The sequence below is a fragment of the Povalibacter sp. genome (assembly GCF_036520495.1).
Classification (GTDB): Bacteria; Pseudomonadota; Gammaproteobacteria; order Steroidobacterales; family Steroidobacteraceae; genus Steroidobacter.
Map to the genome: position 1 here is coordinate 1 of NZ_DATDJO010000022.1, position 16,415 is coordinate 16,415.

General features: G+C 61.1%; 16 protein-coding genes and 1 pseudogene. 10 read left to right on the top strand and 7 right to left on the bottom strand.

The genetic code is table 11. The features are described 5' to 3' along the window. Positions 1-153 precede the first annotated feature (153 nt). From VIZ63_RS07305 to VIZ63_RS07320, 4 genes are all read left to right on the top strand, one after another. On the top strand, positions 154-1,335 hold the full coding sequence (locus tag VIZ63_RS07305) for a PLP-dependent aminotransferase family protein (protein ID WP_331608883.1): 1,182 nt from the start codon (positions 154-156) through the stop codon (positions 1,333-1,335). Between the two features lie 11 nt (positions 1,336-1,346). Next, positions 1,347-1,718 (top strand): cupin domain-containing protein, encoded by a 372-nt coding sequence (locus VIZ63_RS07310; RefSeq protein WP_331608884.1) that lies wholly within the window; start codon positions 1,347-1,349, stop codon positions 1,716-1,718. Between the two features lie 264 nt (positions 1,719-1,982). Next, the gene (locus VIZ63_RS07315) at positions 1,983-2,294 is read left to right on the top strand and encodes a hypothetical protein (RefSeq protein ID WP_331608885.1); all 312 of its coding nucleotides are present in this window, start codon (positions 1,983-1,985) and stop codon (positions 2,292-2,294) included. A 534-nt stretch (positions 2,295-2,828) separates the two neighbouring features. Beyond that, positions 2,829-3,149 carry an antibiotic biosynthesis monooxygenase family protein gene (locus VIZ63_RS07320; protein WP_331608886.1) on the top strand — a complete coding sequence of 107 codons (321 nt, stop codon included), beginning with the start codon at positions 2,829-2,831 and terminating at the stop codon, positions 3,147-3,149. A 187-nt stretch (positions 3,150-3,336) separates the two neighbouring features. On the opposite strand, the gene VIZ63_RS07325 is transcribed toward VIZ63_RS07320, so the two are convergent. Next, positions 3,337-4,674, bottom strand: coding sequence for an alpha/beta hydrolase family protein (locus VIZ63_RS07325; protein WP_331608887.1), 1,338 nt, complete (start codon positions 4,672-4,674; stop codon positions 3,337-3,339). Between the two features lie 292 nt (positions 4,675-4,966). Between VIZ63_RS07325 and VIZ63_RS25375 the strand changes: the two are divergent. The 3 genes and pseudogenes from VIZ63_RS25375 to VIZ63_RS07335 form a co-directional block, all read left to right on the top strand. After that, positions 4,967-5,239: pseudogene (locus tag VIZ63_RS25375) on the top strand (hypothetical protein); the annotation flags it as partial. 135 nt (positions 5,240-5,374) lie between these two features. Next, entirely contained in the window at positions 5,375-5,716 is a 342-nt protein-coding gene (locus VIZ63_RS07330) for a hypothetical protein (protein WP_331608888.1), read from the top strand. A 32-nt stretch (positions 5,717-5,748) separates the two neighbouring features. Next, positions 5,749-6,198, top strand: coding sequence for a DUF1772 domain-containing protein (locus tag VIZ63_RS07335; RefSeq protein WP_331608889.1), 450 nt, complete (start codon positions 5,749-5,751; stop codon positions 6,196-6,198). A 75-nt stretch (positions 6,199-6,273) separates the two neighbouring features. On the opposite strand, the gene VIZ63_RS07340 is transcribed toward VIZ63_RS07335, so the two are convergent. From VIZ63_RS07340 to VIZ63_RS07360, 5 genes are all read right to left on the bottom strand, one after another. Further along, positions 6,274-6,591: an EthD family reductase gene (locus VIZ63_RS07340; RefSeq protein ID WP_331608890.1), complete on the bottom strand. Its 318-nt coding sequence runs from the start codon at positions 6,589-6,591 to the stop codon at positions 6,274-6,276. Positions 6,592-6,663: 72 nt separating this feature from the next. Next, a complete protein-coding gene (locus VIZ63_RS07345; protein WP_331608891.1) occupies positions 6,664-7,254 on the bottom strand; it encodes a hypothetical protein in 591 nt (196 codons plus the stop codon). Between the two features lie 56 nt (positions 7,255-7,310). Further along, positions 7,311-8,954: a phosphoglucomutase (alpha-D-glucose-1,6-bisphosphate-dependent) gene (gene pgm / locus VIZ63_RS07350; RefSeq protein ID WP_331608893.1), complete on the bottom strand. Its 1,644-nt coding sequence runs from the start codon at positions 8,952-8,954 to the stop codon at positions 7,311-7,313. A gap of 295 nt (positions 8,955-9,249) precedes the next feature. After that, positions 9,250-11,589 carry a DNA polymerase II gene (locus tag VIZ63_RS07355; protein ID WP_331608894.1) on the bottom strand — a complete coding sequence of 780 codons (2,340 nt, stop codon included), beginning with the start codon at positions 11,587-11,589 and terminating at the stop codon, positions 9,250-9,252. 158 nt (positions 11,590-11,747) lie between these two features. After that, positions 11,748-12,227 carry a DUF4279 domain-containing protein gene (locus VIZ63_RS07360; RefSeq protein WP_331608895.1) on the bottom strand — a complete coding sequence of 160 codons (480 nt, stop codon included), beginning with the start codon at positions 12,225-12,227 and terminating at the stop codon, positions 11,748-11,750. 257 nt (positions 12,228-12,484) lie between these two features. On the opposite strand from VIZ63_RS07360, the gene VIZ63_RS07365 reads away from it, so the two are divergent. Beyond that, positions 12,485-12,850, top strand: a complete 366-nt coding sequence (locus tag VIZ63_RS07365) for a PRC-barrel domain-containing protein (protein WP_331608896.1) — start codon at positions 12,485-12,487, stop codon at positions 12,848-12,850. 252 nt (positions 12,851-13,102) lie between these two features. Beyond that, positions 13,103-13,690, top strand: coding sequence for a HutD family protein (locus tag VIZ63_RS07370; protein WP_331608898.1), 588 nt, complete (start codon positions 13,103-13,105; stop codon positions 13,688-13,690). A 6-nt stretch (positions 13,691-13,696) separates the two neighbouring features. On the opposite strand, the gene VIZ63_RS07375 is transcribed toward VIZ63_RS07370, so the two are convergent. After that, positions 13,697-15,274 carry an amidase gene (locus VIZ63_RS07375; RefSeq protein WP_331608899.1) on the bottom strand — a complete coding sequence of 526 codons (1,578 nt, stop codon included), beginning with the start codon at positions 15,272-15,274 and terminating at the stop codon, positions 13,697-13,699. 285 nt (positions 15,275-15,559) lie between these two features. On the opposite strand from VIZ63_RS07375, the gene VIZ63_RS07380 reads away from it, so the two are divergent. After that, positions 15,560-16,315 (top strand): SDR family NAD(P)-dependent oxidoreductase, encoded by a 756-nt coding sequence (locus VIZ63_RS07380; protein WP_331608900.1) that lies wholly within the window; start codon positions 15,560-15,562, stop codon positions 16,313-16,315. The last annotated feature ends 100 nt before the right edge of the window (positions 16,316-16,415 follow it).

Below are 16,415 nucleotides of genomic sequence, written 5' to 3' on the forward strand. Positions count from 1 at the left end.
CCCCCACCGCCGCGTTGTACACAGTCGGCCAAGCGGCACTGTACTGGGAGCGTCGACGCGATTCTGCGGCTACGTCTTGCACCCGCGCTTCCCGTAAGCTGCGCACCCCTGATGGCGTTTCGGTTCGAGACGTCACGACGAGTGAGCATCTCCATGACCTGGACCCTTTCGCAGCGCGCACAGAAACTCACCAGTTCGGCCATCCGTGAAATTCTGAAGGTAACCGAGCGGCCGGAGGTGATCTCCTTTGCAGGTGGCCTGCCGTCTGCCGCCACGTTTCCGGTCGAACACATTCGCAAGGCCTGCGACTCGATCCTGACCACCGCACCTTCTCCAGCGCTGCAGTACGGACCCACGGAAGGCTACAAGCCGCTGCGTGAATGGGTCGTGCAACGTCACAGCCGCGAAGGCGCGCCCATCGACATCGATCAGGTGCTCATCACGACAGGCTCACAGCAGGCGCTCGATCTGCTTGGCAAGGTACTCATCGATGTCGACAGCCGTGTGCTGGTCGAGACGCCCACCTACCTCGGTGCATTGCAGTCCTTCTCACTGTCGGAGCCGGAATTCGTGTCCGTGCCTTCGGACGATCAGGGGCCGATCATCGCCGCAATGACTCGCGATCTCACCGACGGCGGACGTTTCATGTACTGCCTGCCCAACTTCCAGAACCCGACCGGTCGTCGTATGCCTGTCCAGCGGCGCAAGGAATTGATCGACGTCGCAGCGAAGGCCGGACTGCCGCTGGTCGAGGACGATCCCTACGGCTCGCTGTCATACCGCGGTGAACAGTTGCCGAGCCTCTGGTCGATGAATCCAGGCGGCGTGGTGCACATGGGATCGTTCTCCAAGGTGTTCGCACCGGGCCTGCGGGTGGGGTACGTCATTGCGCCGGAGAAACTGGCGCTGAAACTGGTGCAGGCCAAGCAGGCTGCGGACCTGCACACGCCGAGCTTCACTCAACGCATCGTGCACGAAGTCATCAAGGACGGTTTTCTCGACGACCACATTCCGCAGATCCGCCAGCTGTACGCCAGTCAGTGCCGGGCGATGCTGGATGCGCTTCAACAGCACTTCCCCAAAGGCTGCTCCTGGAATGAACCCGAAGGCGGCATGTTCATCTGGGTACGACTGCCGCAGCACATCGACACCATGCAGTTGCTGGACAAGGCCATCGCCGAGGAAAAAATCGCCTTCGTCCCCGGCGCGCCCTTCTTTGCCAACGATCCGCAGCACAACACCATGCGACTGTCGTTCGTCACAGTCCCGAAGGAGAAGATCGAGGACGGTATCGCGCGACTCGGCAAACTGATCGCGCGCGAGTGCGCGCAGTGACGGAGACTCGCATGTCCAGCGTCGTATCTCCCCGCGATATCGCAGCCACTCTCACCGAGTTATGGTCGCCGCGCGTCGTCGCGGAACTGGATGATTCCTTCATCAAGGTGGCGAAGGTACGCGGCACCTTCACGTGGCACAGCCATGACGATGAGGACGAATTGTTCTACGTCCTCAAAGGCTCACTGCGTATCGAGATGCAAGATCGAACGGTCGTACTGAACGAAGGCGATACGTTCGTCGTGCCCAAGGGCGTACGCCACAACCCGATCGCCGACGAGGAATGCCACGTCATGCTGATCGAGCGCAAGACGACGGCACACACCGGAAAGGAAGTTACCCCGCAGACGCGCAGCATTGCGGAGCAGCTGCGACCGGTTTAGGTGCGACCGCGTTTCTCTCGCCAGATGCCGTCTGCCCAGACGGCGTTGAGTACTGACAGCAGGCCATGAACGCCCCCAGCTCACCGCCCGCCAGCCCTTGGCGCGGTTTGTCCTTCGCCGTTGCCACTTCCTTGTGGCCGGTTTATGTTGCTGCGACGGCAAGTTACAGGGAAGATCAGCAATGATGTCGCGAATGATTAGGCAGATTCCGCCTAAACCAATATTCCGGATTCCGTCTAATTAACTGTTGGGCCTGATGTGTCAATGACGAGATTTCCAGTCGACGGTCCGCTCACGGCGGAGGCCGAGCGCGAGCTGCAACGGCTTTGGCAGAGTACCTGGCGAGAGTTGCTCGAACTGCCTGCGCATTCGCAATTGGATCTGGACGATGGCGGCAAACGCGGCACCATCTCCATATATAGAGATTTGCTGCCGCAAGAGCGAGTAAGGGTGGTCGTTCAGATCTATGTGTCCGGTCGCCTTGGTTCCGCCCAGGTCAGTGCAGATGGCTTTGTGGTGGCGATGGATGACACTCGTGTCGAGCTTCAGGACGAAGACTTGTATGAGTTCACGTGACAGGTATGGCCCAACAACGCGCTGCAGGCGACTCGCGCAGACGCTCGCGCCTGAGCGCAGACGTTAGGGCTCTCTGTGCGTCACCTGAACTTGCTTGTGGCCCTCCTGATTCTTCTTGGCCTCGGAGGTGCCGTCTTGGCAGCTGAAATAGTAGCGAAGGTAAGTGTGCTCTCAACCGGTAAGGTGCTGCTCAATGGCAAGCCGACAACCTTGGCGGCCCTGAACACAGCCTTAGGCTCGCTCGCCGCTTCGAAGGGCGTGGTCTGGTACTACCGCGAGGCCGCAGAGGCGGCCGAGCCACCTGCGGTTTCGATGCAAGTGATTGAGCTTGTTATTAAGCACCGTCTACCCATCAGTATGTCCACGAAGCCAGACTTCTCGGACGCGGTTGGGCCAGACGGTCAGCCTCATCGTAGAGAGCCCTAACAAATCGCTGGAGCGGACGCGTGATAGATAAAGTGCCAAGCTCAGACGCCGGCGTGCGCGCGGCTCAGCTCAACCGTTAGGCATCTCAAATTCAGTAAGGTAGATCGAATGAACGACGAACCGATCATCCTAATTAACGTTTTCTCCGTTGACCCAGACAGGCAACAGGAGTTGATCGATCTACTCACACAAGCCACTGACACTTCAGTTCGGTACGCCCCTGGTTTCATCTCAGCAAGCCTCCATCGAAGCCTAGACGGAACCAAAGTTACAATGTATGCCAAGTGGCGAAGCGAAGATGACTATGAAGCTATGCGGAAAGATCCGGCCCCCCTGCCATTCTTGCAGCGTGCTCTAGCAATCGCCAAGTTTGAGCCTGGAATGTATGAGGTGACCCGTACTTTTACAGCTGCTACCAAAGATGCCTAACAATTCATTCAAGCCGAAGCGAAGACGCAGGCGCGTCAACGCTGACGTTGGGCCAAGGAAGAAGCATGATCAAGCTATACAAGAGAGTCGACGGAGTACTTCGGTATCACGAAGCATGGGGGCGTCATCCGGCCTCACTGGAATACACCGGATATCCTAATCCCGGTACCGAGACCCAGTGCGCGCGTCAATCCGTCACCTGAACGCGCGCGAGCAACCAGGTGCGCAGGGTGTCGAACACTCCAGGCGCCATCCGATTCTTCTCCGGCAGTTCCGACAGCGAATGACCTGCATGTGGGAAAATTTTGAACGTGAAATCCTTGTTGCCGGTGGCTGTGAGCGTGCGGCTCATGTTCTCAACGGTTCGATGTGCAGGCGTGAGTGGGTCCAGCTCGCCGAAGACACCGAGCACGGGGCAACGTACTTTCGTGAGCTCGACGAGCGGATCGAACGTCAAGACGTGATTCCAATCCCAACGCAATTGTTCCAGTGATGTGAACGGACCTCGAGATTGGAACAGCCACCCACGGCCGGCGGCGCTGAGCTGCTGTTGAGCCTGCTGAAAATCGTCCCAGCCCTTGCCGGTACGCGCGACGCCCAGCCACCAATCGACGAAGGCGGCCTCCTGCTCGATCTTCGTGACCGCAGCGCCTTGCGAGCGTGGGATCGCTGTTGCCTGGTAGCGTAAGGTCTGCCACAGCGGCTCCATGAATCCCGACGAGTTGATCGCAAACGCGACCTCTTCGGCACGCGCCGCCACCTGCGTGGTCAGCATCCCGCCTTCGCTCGATCCCCAGAAACCAATTTTTTGTGGATCGATATCCTTCCGTTGCTGAAGCAGGTGCATAGCAGCAAGTGCGTCGCCGACGAGTTCATCCGGATAGAGCGAGTTTTTCATCGCAACGCCGGTGGATGCATCTACACGAGTGCCGCTGGATCTGCCGCTGCCGCGCTTGTCGTAGATGAGCACTGCGAATCCCAGCGAGGTGAAGAAATGGGGATAAGGGCCAAATGAGTAGCGAGTGAGTGGCCCCGAGCCATGCAACAACACGATGGCCGGATGCGGGCCATGCGTCGACGGTATGAGCAGTGTGCCCTCCAGCTTCGCATCGGTATTCTGAAACGACACCGCCTCGGTTCGCAGGGAGACTCGCTGCGCAAACTGCTCGACGCCTCGTGCATCGCGCAATGAAACGCCTCTTACGGTACCTCGATCATCCTTGACGAAGGTCAACGTGAGTTCTGCAGGCGAGGCGGTGTTGAAGCCGACTCCCATGACGAAGCGTTCTTGCGTGACCGGAAACAAGCGTCGAACGACGCCGGTTGAGTAGTCGGAGATCAACACCGCGTCCTTGCCATCATCCGTGACGAACCGGTCGATACCGAGCTGGTGCTGGTCGGATATTCGATAATTGCCGTAGGGTGCCGACTCAACACTCGCCCCGCCTTCAGGTTGCGCGGCGGACGACAAATCGAGAACTGCCAGCAAGCCGATAACGCTGGGCATTATCGAGTATTGACGCATGGAGCCTCCGCTTCAGTTAAACGCGACGCTGAGTTCAAGAACACAGTGCGTGCAATAAAGTTACGGCACTCCGGAGGTGGCCACAGCAACACATTGTCTAATGGGCGCCCACGTTCCCTATGAGGCAGGTAGATTGCTCGTCGCAAACGTTCGTCGTTGTAGGCCAGGACATGAAATGCGCTCCGCTGGGGGCAGGAGGATAAGGCGGTGGTACACGCGCAAAGTGCTGTCCTGGCGGTTATCGAACTGTGTCGAGGCACTGCAGGAGGCCCAGGCGAAGCATGGGTCGGGGCCACCGAGATTGCCTGAATAGCCCACCTTCTACCCCGTCACGAATGAACAGTACGCAATCGAGATTGCGAGCCGATGGAATGTCAAAGATGATGGCGTTGGGTACGTCACTCGCTTTGCAGTTCGTAGTTCGTTCATGCGTCGCTATGAGACCCAGAGGGTCGGTGGCGATCACCACACAGAATGGTGGGTTCCTGCTGAAGAGTTGGAAGAACTGAATGACAACATTGTCGGGCTTATCGAGGTCATCGGTGAGTACCGCGGCCAGGCATAACACGCCGCTGGCGCCCACTTAGAAAAACAAGGCTCTTTCGCTACGGCTCAAGCTATTCGCTGGGTCTCGAATTAACATGCAGCTCATGCGAAACAACTACATCCACCTGCTGGCCGCCATCCCGCTCATCCAGGCTTGCGCCGTCCCGAGACCGTCTCGGTCTACGATGAGGAGTACCAGGTCGTGGCAAAGCAAATGGTTCTCGATGTCCAATCGGCAAACGCAGAAGCCAGCTGTTCCAGCAAGGACTGTATCGGTCAGGCTATTGGGACGAGCGTGATTCTGGCGACCACCGCGGTTGTCTCTGGAAGCATCGTGGTTGCCGGCAATGTCGTGTATTGGCTCGAGAAGAAGCGCAACTGCCAGCCGATCAAGGCAATTCCGGAGCCAGCGCTCCTGAAGCACGATGAGGTTCCCCTCATACAGCAGGACTCGCGAAACAGTGTCTGCTCGCGGAGTGAACTCACCGCCGCATAGTCGGTGTTTAACGGCGTGGCAGGCCAATACAAATGTCAACGCTTGTCCCAGCTCTCGAGTTCGTAGCAACGTTTGCCGGCGCCCTCTTTGCCGGCGCCGCTCTCTATATCAATGTCGCAGAGCATCCCGCCCGCATGGGTCTCGAAACAAGGATGGCGGCGCTCCAATGGGCTCCGAGTTACAAGCGGGCCACGTGGCTTCAGGCTCCACTCGCGTTGCTGAGCCTGACTTGCGGGATCGCTGCCTGGGTCTTCGGCGCCGGGATCGCCTGGCTCATCGCTGCGCTACTCGTTGGAGCTGTTGTGCCGTTCACTTTCGCAGTGATCATGCCCACCAACGACAAGCTCCTGGCGCCAGGTCGAGATCTCAACTCATCAGAGACCCGTGACCTTCTGGTTTTCTGGGGCCGGCTACACGCCGTGAGAACCGTACTGAGTCTTGTCGCTGTCTCGATCTACCTGTTGTCTCTCATCGTGGCCTGACAAATCGCAGGAGCGCACACGGCGCTCCGCTCGAACATCAGGCGCCCTTCAGAGGCGAAGGCAATGAACGCCTCGTCAATGCCCAACCACGATTTCGCTGATCTGCATCACCGGCGTGAGGTCCGTATAGTTCGCGATGTCTGCCAGGATCTCTTTCGCATGAGGTCCGAACCCAGCCTGAAAGCTCTCGACCGAGTCGCTGAAAATGTGGCACATGCCTACGTAAGTCGGCGGCGTGCCGGGCGCTCCTCCGGCAAGACCCCGGTCCACCGTGTAGTACAGGCATGCGTCACCCATGCGCGCTTTTACGAGCGGCATATGCGTGTCCCGGTAGTACGCATGATCGAACCTCGCGCCGTCCTTGTTCGGGTACATGACACTTACTTTGATCATGGCTTGTCTCCGTTTGGTATTTTTATGCGCTCTTCTGCGGCCTCTTCATTCTCCTGCGGTCCGCACTTCTGCCTAAGGCAGCGCAGCCGCCAGTCCGCCAAGCTGCGCCCGACCATCGGTGAATATCTCGTAGGCAGTTCGGTGTTCGCCGATGACAAGGCTGGCGTCGAGACTGGACGCGCCGGCAATCCGGCGCAGCGTCGCGGTATCGGTGGGGAAGTACCACCACTGCGAGGACCTGGAAAATACTGGCGCGGGTGGCGCCGAGATGCCGAGCTTGCGCGGATCCTCAGGCGTCGCGCGTAACTCGATCATGCTGCCATCCACCATCAACTCGAGGATGGCGCGGGGATCCGAATCCTTTGGCGTCAGCCATTTCTGGATCACGAAGTACTGGCGATGGCTGCCCATGCGATTCACGTCGATGCCGTACAGCTCCAGGTAATCGCGATTGGCACCCTGGCCGAAAGAGCTCTGGCCCAAGCTGCGCTCCAGATCCAGGCCACGCGGACCCTGGGTCTCGCCCACGAATATGACCGGGTTCGCCACGATGGTGATGGTGGCGGCCGTCTGCTCATCGAGAAATTCACGTGGACTCACGTCCTGGCTGGTCGCACATGCGCCGAGCAGTGCTGTGACGAATGCAACGACGATCCCACGCATATCGCTCTGCTCCTTCTGGTGACTGAGCCTAACGCGCCAGCGGCGATCCGGATCCCTCAGCCGAGTGCTGCGTTGACGACGCGCTGCGCTTCTTCGAGCACTCGCCGCAGATGGTCTTCGCCGCGGAAGCTCTCGCCGTAGATCTTGTAGATGTTCTCGGTCCCCGACGGACGCGCCGCGAACCAGGCGTTCCTGGTCACGACCTTGATGCCGCCCAGCGCTGCGTTGTTGCCGGGGGCGCGATCCAGGACCGCCTCGATCTTCTCGCCTGCCATCTCGCTGGCCGTGATCTGCGCGGGCGAGAGCTTCGAGAGTTTCTGCTTCTGCTCGGGTGTCGCCGCCGCATCGACACGATCGGATGCGGGTTCCCCGAACTGCTCCGTCAGCGTCCGGTAGGACTCGCCCGGATCGCGTCCGGTGCGCGCGGTGATTTCTGCCGACAACAGACCCGGAATCAGGCCGTCCTTGTCCGTCGTCCAGACTTTGCCGTTACGGCGCAGGAAGGATGCACCGGCACTTTCCTCTCCACCGAAACCCAGGTCGCCGCTCACCAGGCCATCGACGAACCATTTGAAGCCTACCGGCACCTCATACACCTTGCGGCCGCGATTGGCCGCGACCCGGTCGATCATGCCGCTGCTGACCAGCGTTTTGCCGACGGCACTGTCGCTGCGCCACTGCGGCCGGTTCTGGAACAGGTAGTCGATCATCACGGCGAGGTAGTGATTCGGCAGCATCAGGCCGCTGCTCGCCGCAACGATGCCGTGGCGGTCGTGGTCGGTATCGCAGGCAAAGGCGATGTCGTAGCGATCCTTCAGCCCGATGAGTCGTTGCATCGCGTGGGACGACGAGGGGTCCATGCGAATCTTGCCGTCCCAGTCGGCCGTCATGAACCGGAACGTCGGATCAACTTCGGTACTGACGATGTCGAGCGGCAGCTGGTAACGCTCTGCAATGCGGCCCCAGTAGTTCACGCCGGCGCCGCCGAGAGGATCGACACCCATGCGCAACTCCGCGCCGCGAATCACTTCAAAGTCGATGACGTTGTCGAGATCCTCGATATACGCGCTGACGAAATCGTGTTCACGCGTCGTCGCTGCCGCACGAGCCTGTGCGACCGTCACGCGGCGCACATCTTTCAAGCCACTCTCGATCAGCGCGTTCGCACGCTGTTCGATCCACTTGGTGACATCCGTATCCGCCGGTCCGCCGTTGGGCGGGTTGTACTTGAAGCCGCCGCCGTCCGGCGGATTGTGCGACGGCGTGATCACGATGCCGTCGGCGAGACCGTGCTCCCGACCGCGGTTATGGACGAGGATGGCGTGCGAGATCGCCGGCGTCGGCGTGAACTCGTCGCCGACCGCGATACGCACTTCCACGCCATTCGCTGCAAGCACCTCCAACGCACTGGCGAATGCCGGTGCAGAGAGGGCATGCGAATCGAAACCCATGAACAGCGGACCATTGATGCCCTGCAACTTGCGGTACTCGCAGATGGCCTGACTGATCGCGAGCACATGCACTTCGTTGAAGTTGCCATCGAACGACACGCCGCGATGCCCCGAGGTGCCGAACGCGACGCGTTGCGCTGCGATGCCCGCGTCGGGTTTCACCTCGTAGTAGGCCGTGATGAGCTTCGGGATATCGACGAGCAGGTTTTGCGGCAGGAGCTGGCCGGCCAGGGGACTGAGTCGCGTCATCGGCGGGATTCCAGAGAAGATTTACACAGAGTATGACCGAACGGGAATCCCATGGGATGACCGAACGGGAATCCCATGGGATGTCCGAATGGGACGGAAAGAACACAGAGGACGGAAGGAGGTCTCCACGGGGGGCACGGGGATCACGGGGCAAGGCAGAGCAGAAATTCTGCACCGACCTGAGATCACGAATGCCTTCTGGCACCTATCTCAAATTCTCTGAACTGAGGAGTCCTGGCCTCTTGACCCCGTGACACCCCGTGTCCCCCCGTGGAGATCTTCGCTCTTCCTTCTCTCATATTCCCAGCAGATCGAGCTGCCGCGTATCGCCGATCACCTTGTCGAAGTTCAGCCGCAGGGTCGCCAGCACCGGTTCGGCCACGGGCTTCACCTGCTTGACTACGTAGTGTTCGCGATCGATCGGATGCCGGATGTTGTCGATCGGTTCGGCGCCGGCGGTCGTCATCACGTAGCTGATGGTGCGGCCGAGCGGTTGGGTCGATTTACGAGCGGCGGCCACGTGCGGCGGGGTTGTTGCCGTGTATTCCTCGGCGTCCTTGCGCAGACCTTTGCGATAGACGAGCGCGTCGTCGAACTCGCCGCGGCGCAGTCGTTTCACCGTGTCTTCCAGATATCGATCGACGGCCTGATCGGTGAACAGCCTTTGATACAGTTCGCGCTGCACCTGCTTGGCGAGTGGCGTCCAGTCGCTGCGCACCACTTCCATCCCGACGAACTCCGGCGTGTCCTGGCCATAGCGCAATCCGGCGTAGCGCTTACTGGCGCCCCGCGTGCTGTTGCGGGCCTGCGCGAGGAACAGGCGCGAATAGAGTTTCTCGAATTTGAGTTCGAGCCGGCTCGTCACCTGCCAGCGCTCCTCGATGTAGCGCGCGACTTCCGCGCTCAGTTGAGCCGCCAGGTCCCGGCCATGCTGCTGCGCTGCCGCAGGATCATCCATGCCTGAATGGACGAACAGGCTGTCGGTGTCGCCGTAGAGCACCACGTAGCCGGCGGTTTCGAACCAGCGCTTCGACCACAGCAGCATTTCGCGGCCGGTGCCCGTGATCGAGTTGGCGAGCGCCGGGTTGTAGAAGCGGCAGGCGGGCGTGCCGAGCACGCCGTAAAAGGAGTTCATCAGAATCTTGATGGCGTTCGACGCTACCTCGTCGCCGGCCTTTTTTGCGGCCTCGCGACGCGGGAACAGATCGTCCAGCATGCGCGGCAGGATGCCGTGTTCGCGCCGGAACGCGCCGCCGGGAATCCGGATCAGGTTTTCCTGTGGCGACGGGTTCGCAACGTACGAGAGCGGATCGATATTGAAGGTGCGGATCAGGCTCGGGTACAGACTCTTGAAATCGAATACCCAGACGTTGCGGTGCACGCCAGCGATGGGTTCGAGCACGTGGCCGCCCTGCTGGGCGACATGCACTCGCGAGTCATCGGAGCGAACTGTCGGGGCGACGATGCATCGTCGCTCGAGTTCGGACAGGTACAGGAAATCGAACGAGGCAATGCTGGCCGCGACCCGATCGGGTGTCATGCCGCTGAGCTGACTGCGTGCCAGCGCCAGCCGCACCACATCCCGTTTGTGCACGATGTCGAAAGCCAGACGCGCATCGGTGCGTGCGTAGAGCGCGAACGCCGGCAGATCGTGCTGGTAGTTGTGGATGATTTCAGCCAGGCGGTCGCGCGAATCGCCCTTGACGGCCTTGCCCTCACCCAGCACCTCGCGCGCCACCGCATCCAGTGAATAGTCGTCCATGCGGATGAAGGCGCCACGCAGCAGGTCGATGCCGTCGAGCACGAGTCGTCCCGGCACGCTGGCCTGGCCGCTGCCGAAATAGCCTTCAGGCTTGCGGATGCGGATCGCGCCCGACTCGCGCCCGAGTTCGAACGGATGCCGGACGCGCGCCGCGATCCGCTGCAGGACGCTCAGATCGAAGTCGATGATGTTCCAGCCCGTCAGCACGTCGGCATCGAAGCTGCGCACGCGCTCGCAGAAGCGGTCGATCGCTTCGAACTCGTTGGCGCAGCGGATCGCCCGCTCGGGCATGTCGCGATCGTCGGCGTCGACGATCAGCACTTCGTCGATGCCGGGCGCATACATCGAGATCGCCAGTAATCGCTCGGCCTTGGCGTCCGTCTCGATATCGAACGAGAACACGCGAGGCTCGATCGTAACGTCGGCCGCCGTCATGACGGGATTGTCGAATACAAGGGTGATGCCACTGCCGGCTACGGCCTCGCCTTCGATCTCGCAGCCGCCCTTGATGCCGCGCTCGATCAGGTAGCGCATCGCGAAGCGCACATCGGCTTCGAACGTATCGATACCGGCGGCATGCAGACGATCGCGCATTGCTGGAATATCGCCGGGAACCTCGGCCTCGATGCGGCTGACCTCGGCATGATCGAAAGCATGCCGCCCCGCCGGTTGCGGTTGCGGAATGCGCAAGGCTTGCGTCCGCGCGACATCCGCAGTGCGGATGAAGAAGTGCGGCCGCGGACGATCGTCGCGAACCAGGAAGGAACCGCCGTCCTCGAGTCGACCATAGATGTAGACGACGGGAATGCGCGCACCCCCCGGACGCGAGATCACCCGATAACTGGCCTGTAGAACGAAACCGCGAACTTTCATGGGCGTCATTGTGCCCTGCAAGAGGAGGACATTGACGAAACATGACGAAAAACGGCCGTACGGTCCACGTGGATCAGAGCGGGACGATGCTCGCGCATCAGAACTGATGGAGTCAGATTTATTGCCCGATCGTCAATCAGAGGCTCTTGATCAGGTGCTCAGTCGAACTCGAATTCCAGCCGTAATCCGAGCTCCACGATCTGGCGCAGCAACGCCTGCTCCAGACGGATTCCCGCCCCGGATTGCGCCTCCATCGCTACCACCAGAGCGACATCACCTTCCCTGGCGAGAGCCTGCAGGAATTCTTTCGCGCTCTTCATCTGCAACAAGTGCAGTGCGAGGAAGGCCGGCAGGTCGATCGCCCGGGAGGCGAACTGCGCGTAGATGACTGGATCGAACCGGGTGGTGACTGCATCGTCCAGCGGGAATGTTTGCGCTGCACGCTCCAGCAGCTGCGGCAGGCGCGCTGACCAGTAGGTGTCGCGGCGCCGGCCCGCCGTACTGTCTCCTGGTACTTTGGCATCGCCCCGCGCCCACACGTGTTGCGGTTGCAGGCCCAGTTTGCGGGTGATCTGCGCCGGATCGATCTCGGGATGGCGAATGCGCAGGCTGACATTGAAATCGGGAGCTTCCTGCATAACAGCTCGTGCGCCTGAGGACGTCATCAGAAATCTCCGGACCAGAGGAGCAGCGATCATGTACCCCGCATGCGCTGCGGTCCATCGCGGCTTCTGCGCTGCCGCTCTGCGAATTGGTGAGGTTTCATCCAACCGCCGCGCTATCAGAGAAAGCTCACACGCTTCGGCGGTGCGGGCACGGAACCTCATCGGCCCCGCTGCATTGAGTCTCTACTGAACGCGCTTTCCGCGTTCACGCTCATCCGGAGGAGAGAGACATGCCTACTCAAGCAGGCCATACGTCGGCCATTCGCGCGAAGAAAGTCATCGGCACCAATGTGAAGGACGTCAAGGGTGAGAAGCTCGGCCAGGTCGAGGACATTGTCCTGGACAAGCAATCGAACCAGATCATGTTCGCCATCATCGGCTTCGGTGGCGTGCTCGGCATGGGGGAAAAATTCCACCCGGTGCCGTGGAGCACCCTCGACTACGACAAGGACGAGAACAGCTATGTCGTGGATCTGACCAAGGATCAGCTCAAGGCTGCACCGGCGGATTCCATCGAGGAGCTGACCAGGAATGATGGCCTTGCGTACCGGGATCAGACCTACGCGTACTACAAGGCCAAGCCGTACTGGCAATAACCGGCTGTCGAAGACGGCATGCCGGGTCGGACATGCCGGCCGACAGAGGCGATCGCGTCATCGATGCGATCGCCTTTTTTTCATTCCACCACTCCGTATCCAGAGACAAAGAATCTCCACGGGGTGACCCGGGGCAAGCAAATTCCACAAGAAGGGAATTCCTCCACCCCGTGTTTCCCCGTGTACCCCGTGGAGATCTTCTGCCTCTTCCTCGGCTAAAGCCCGCCCCACACTTTCAGGCATGATAGGCCGATGTACCGACAGTTCGACCTGCGCGAAATCGGACAGACTCGCTGGAAGAACGGTGGCGGCCTGACCCAGGAGATCGTCAGCTGGCCACTGCATTCAGGCGTGCACGACTTCCAGTGGCGCGTCAGCGTCGCGAGCATCACCGCGAGCGGGCCATTCTCGACATTCCCCGATGTCGACCGGATCATCCTGTTGCTGGGTGGTGATGGCATACGTCTGCGTGCGCCGGAGCAGGCCCTGGATCAATCGCTCGATCAGCTGTATCGACCGCTGCACTTTGCCGGCGACTGGCGCACCGAGTGCGAACTGCTGGGATCAGCCTCGCGCGACTTCAATGTCATGACCCGACGTGACTCCGTTGCCGCCGACGTACAGATCCTCCGCGAGCGCACTACGGCTCCCGCCAGCGACAGCGGCCTCGTGTTTGCCGCAAGCGGCACATGGATCCTGCGCACTCACAGCGACATCCGGCTGCAGCCGGAAACCGGAATCTGCTGGGCCGGCGAACCGCTGCAATGGACGGCATCGCCCGCGGAAGACACTGCTGCCGTGCTGATAGCCGTGCGAATCTTCGGCCGCACCCAGCAGTGACCGACGTCAGCGCGGCGCCGGCAATCTACGCGAATCCTCTACATCGACTGACGTCAGGAATTTCGGGGCGGGACGCGGGCCGCGGCGTTGCTCGAACACGTGCGCAGCCGCGAGCAGCTGTGCCTCGCTCCACGGCAGGCCGATGAATGACAGGCCCAGCGGCAACTGCTGCAGCGTTCCCATCGGCACGGTGAGATGCGGGTATCCCGACACCGCCGGCAGCGTGCTGAAGGAGCCTGAGGACTTGTCGCCATTGACCAGATCGATGCGCCACGCCGGTCCCGTCGTGGGCGCGACGAGCAGATCGAGCTTGTTTTCCTGCAGCGTGCGCGAGATCGCGTCCCGGGCCAGTCGACGCGAATCCGTCAACGCGGCGATATACGCGGGATCGTCGAGTCCGGCCGATGCATTGGAGCGTTCGAAAATCTCCTGTCCGAAGATCACCGTCTCGCGCGGCTGACTGCGATTGAATTCGATGAGCTGCTCCAGCGTGCGCGTTTTCACGGTCGGCGGCGTGGTGGCCAGCCAGGCATTGAGATCGGCCTTGAATTCCATGCGCAGCACGATGCGTTCCGCCAGACCTATCTGCTCTAGCTCGGGCACGGGAACTTCCACGAGTGTTGCACCGGCCGCCCGCAGGTGGTCCAGCGCAGCCTCGTAGAGGGGATCGATCTGCGACCAGCGCCCCGGCGCGGACCGCCAGACGCCGATGCGCTTGCCGGTGAGTGTCGCCTGCTTCAGCGCGGCGACGTAGTCGGTGACCCGGCAGCCATCGGCGATACAGGCGGGCTGGTTGCCGACCATTGCAGTCAGCAGGGCTGCTGCGTCGGGAACCGAGCGCGTCATCGGACCAGCCGTGTCCTGGCTGTGTGCGATCGGAACGATGCGCTCGCCCGATAACAATCCATGCGTCGGTTTGAGACCCACGACGCCATTCATGGACGCCGGGCAGACGATCGAGCCATCCGTCTCGGTACCGACCGTCGCAGCGGCCAGTTCTGCGGCCGCGGCCGAACCGCTGCCCGAACTTGAGCCGCAGGCGGTCCGGTCGAGAACGTGCGGATTTTTCACCAGGCCACCGACACCGCTCCAGCCGCTGATGGAGCGATCGGAGCGGTAGTTCGCCCATTCGCTCAGATTCGTCTTGCCCAGAACGATGGCGCCGGCGGCACGCAGGTTCGCAATGATCGGCGCATCGCGGCCGGTGACGTTGTCGATCAACGCAAGGGAGCCCGCGGTGGTCGGCAGTGCATCCGCCGTTTCGATGTTGTCCTTGATGAGCAGCGGGATGCCGTGCAGCGGTCCGCGCGCGCCTTTCTGCTTGCGCTCCGCATCCAGTGCCCGCGCCTCGCGCAAGGCGTCGGGGTTGAGCGAGAGCACGGATTGCAAGGTCGGCCCCTTCCGATCGACCGATTCGATACGCTGCAGATACGCACGCACGAGTGCCACGGACGTGGTGCGTCCGCTCGTCAGCTCGGCCTGCAGCTCATCGATTGACTTGTTCGATACCTCTGCTGCGTTCGCACCGGCACTGAGCCACGCGCCGATAACGAATACGAAAAACAGCATCAATGGTTTGTTCACGGTCGGCGCCATGTTCTTGTGCTTTACGGCACGATGCGGTCGTTGTAGTGCAGCCATGCAGCGCGGGCAAGCGCCGTGCGGGACGGGCCGAAAGTTTGCATTAAATTCCTTCCGCAGCCGGTCGCGATGAACGGGATTGGTTGGGCGCCGCCTCGGCGTGAGGTGCCGTGGTCTGCGATCCAGGCCATGACCTGAATCCGAACACCACTGCCGGATTCTAACCATTTATCTGCCAGACACAGCCCAATAAGCTGCATGCACTGACCCACTCATCAGGAGACCCGCATGACTCCCATCGCACTGATCACTGGCGGCAGCCGCGGCCTGGGCCGAAGCGCAGCACTGAAAGTGGCCGAGCGCGGCAACGACGTCGTGATCACCTATCGCAGCAATGTGGCCGAGGCCAACGCGGTCGTGGACCAGATCGGCAAGCAGGGTCGCAAGGCAGTGGCGTTGCAGCTCGATGTCGGTGACATCGCCAGCTTCGATGGCTTCGTGGCGCGCCTGCGCCAGGCGCTGCAAACGAGCTGGCAGCGCGATCGCATCGACTACCTGGTCAATAACGCCGGCATCGGCATTCACGCCAGCTTTGCGGAAACCACGCCCGCGCAGTTCGACGAACTGGTGAACATCCAGTTCAAGGGACCGTTCTTTCTCACCCAGAAGCTGCTGCCGGTCCTGGCCGATGGCGGACGAATACTCAATGTATCGACGGGACTTGCGCGTTTTGCGCTGCCGGGCTACGCCGCCTATGCATCGATGAAAGGCGCGATCGAAGTGCTGACCCGCTACCTGGCGAAGGAACTCGGTCCGCGCGGCATTGCCGTGAATGTCATCGCGCCAGGCGCGATCGAAACGGACTTCGGGGGCGGCCTGGTGCGCGACAACGCCCAGGTGAACGACTTCATCGCATCGCAGACCGCACTCGGTCGCGTGGGTCGGCCCGACGACATCGGTGGCGTCGTAGCGTCATTGCTATCGCCCGAAAATGGCTGGATCAACGCGCAGCGCATCGAGGCGTCGGGCGGGATGTTTCTGTAAATGAAGGCCGACTGTCGTCGGCCCCCGGAATTCCCTGTCGGTCACCAAGGAGGCCTTTCGTTTCAGAAGAAATGACGGCCGATCTCACTCTTCCCTGAGA

What these genes read in the sequence shown, in the direction of transcription:
- VIZ63_RS07305 (WP_331608883.1), top strand. Translation starts at nt 154, where the DNA reads ATGACCTGGACCCTTTCGCAGCGCGCACAGAAACTCACCAGTTCGGCC.
- VIZ63_RS07310 (WP_331608884.1), top strand. Translation starts at nt 1,347, where the DNA reads ATGTCCAGCGTCGTATCTCCCCGCGATATCGCAGCCACTCTCACCGAG.
- VIZ63_RS07315 (WP_331608885.1), top strand. Translation starts at nt 1,983, where the DNA reads ATGACGAGATTTCCAGTCGACGGTCCGCTCACGGCGGAGGCCGAGCGC.
- VIZ63_RS07320 (WP_331608886.1), top strand. Translation starts at nt 2,829, where the DNA reads ATGAACGACGAACCGATCATCCTAATTAACGTTTTCTCCGTTGACCCA.
- VIZ63_RS07325 (WP_331608887.1), bottom strand. Translation starts at nt 4,674, where the DNA reads ATGCGTCAATACTCGATAATGCCCAGCGTTATCGGCTTGCTGGCAGTT.
- VIZ63_RS07335 (WP_331608889.1), top strand. Translation starts at nt 5,749, where the DNA reads ATGTCAACGCTTGTCCCAGCTCTCGAGTTCGTAGCAACGTTTGCCGGC.
- VIZ63_RS07340 (WP_331608890.1), bottom strand. Translation starts at nt 6,591, where the DNA reads ATGATCAAAGTAAGTGTCATGTACCCGAACAAGGACGGCGCGAGGTTC.
- VIZ63_RS07345 (WP_331608891.1), bottom strand. Translation starts at nt 7,254, where the DNA reads ATGCGTGGGATCGTCGTTGCATTCGTCACAGCACTGCTCGGCGCATGT.
- pgm (WP_331608893.1), bottom strand. Translation starts at nt 8,954, where the DNA reads ATGACGCGACTCAGTCCCCTGGCCGGCCAGCTCCTGCCGCAAAACCTG.
- VIZ63_RS07355 (WP_331608894.1), bottom strand. Translation starts at nt 11,589, where the DNA reads ATGAAAGTTCGCGGTTTCGTTCTACAGGCCAGTTATCGGGTGATCTCG.
- VIZ63_RS07360 (WP_331608895.1), bottom strand. Translation starts at nt 12,227, where the DNA reads ATGCAGGAAGCTCCCGATTTCAATGTCAGCCTGCGCATTCGCCATCCC.
- VIZ63_RS07365 (WP_331608896.1), top strand. Translation starts at nt 12,485, where the DNA reads ATGCCTACTCAAGCAGGCCATACGTCGGCCATTCGCGCGAAGAAAGTC.
- VIZ63_RS07370 (WP_331608898.1), top strand. Translation starts at nt 13,103, where the DNA reads ATGTACCGACAGTTCGACCTGCGCGAAATCGGACAGACTCGCTGGAAG.
- VIZ63_RS07380 (WP_331608900.1), top strand. Translation starts at nt 15,560, where the DNA reads ATGACTCCCATCGCACTGATCACTGGCGGCAGCCGCGGCCTGGGCCGA.